This is a genomic window from Nocardioides ganghwensis (assembly GCF_014779655.1).
GTDB classification, from domain to species: domain Bacteria; phylum Actinomycetota; class Actinomycetes; order Propionibacteriales; family Nocardioidaceae; genus Nocardioides; species Nocardioides ganghwensis.
In genome coordinates, this window is the sequence record NZ_JACXYX010000038.1 from 1 (window position 1) to 1,144 (window position 1,144).

1 protein-coding gene is annotated in these 1,144 nt (G+C 65.5%); it reads left to right on the forward strand.

Translation table 11 applies throughout. The features are described from left to right. Positions 1-68: 68 nt before the first annotated feature. Positions 69-1,144, forward strand: a protein-coding gene (locus IEZ24_RS21395) for an IS3 family transposase (protein WP_224745686.1) whose coding sequence is annotated in 2 segments (ribosomal slippage) — positions 69-353 and positions 356-1,144 — 1,074 coding nt annotated over the 2 segments. Because the reading frame shifts where the segments join, the coding sequence is not laid out codon by codon here. This gene is flagged as partial in the annotation.

Here is a 1,144-nt window from a genome sequence, read left to right on the forward strand (position 1 = left end):
GGGACTGCTGCACGGATAGGTGACATCTGAATCTGCGTCGATGTGTCGGCGCTGGAAGGATGTGCACCATGCCGAAGGCGTTCCCCAAGGAGTTTCGTGAGGACGTGATCCGGGTCTACAAGGACTCGGATGCCTCGATGGCCCAGGTCGCGAAGGACTTCGGCATCTCGCCGTCGTGTCTGAAGCGGTGGCTGTCGATCGACGAACGGAACTCGTCACGATCATCAGGTCGCACGAGCGCAGCGACTGAGTCCGATGCGCTGCGTGAGGCGAACAAGCGGATCAAGCTCCTCGAGCAGGAGAACGAGGTCCTGCGTCGCGCTGCTGCGTATCTCTCGCAGGCCAACCTGCCGGGAAAATGATGTACCCGCTCGTCCGCGAGCTGACCGCCAAGGACGCCCCGCTGCGGGTGCCCGTCGCGGTGACGTGCCGGGTCCTCAACATCGCACGCCAGCCCTACTACCGCTGGCTGAAGTGCCCGGTTACCGACGCTGAGCTGGCCGCGGCCTACCGCGCCAACGCCCTGTTCGACGCCCATCGCGACGACCCTGAGTTCGGCTACCGGTTCCTGGTCGACGAAGCGAAGGAGGCTGGCGAGTCGATGGCCGAGCGCACTGCTTGGCGGATCTGCTCCGAGCTCGGCTTGTGGTCCTCGCACGGGAAGAAGCGCGGGAAGAACGGCAAGAAGCCCGGCCCGCCGGTCCACGACGACCTGTGCGCCGTCGTCGACAAGCACGGCGTGACCCGCCACGAGTTCAAGGCCGACGGCCCGAACGAACTGTGGCTGGCCGACATCACCGAGCACTGGACCGGCGAAGGCAAGCTCTACGTCTGCGCGATCAAGGACGCCTACTCCAACCGGATCGTCGGCTACTCGATCGACTCACGGATGAAGTCCCGGTTGGCCGTCGCGGCACTGAACAACGCCGTCGCTCGCCGTGGTACCGAAGGTGGTGATGTGGCCGGCTGTGTGGTCCACACCGACCGCGGGTCCCAGTTCCGCAGCAGGAAGTTCGTCCACGCCATCAACCGCCACGACATGGTCGGGTCCATGGGCCGCGTTGGCGCCGCCGGCGACAACGCAGCCATGGAGTCGTTCTTCGCCCTGTTGCAGAAGAACGTGCTCGACCGCCGCGCCTGGAAC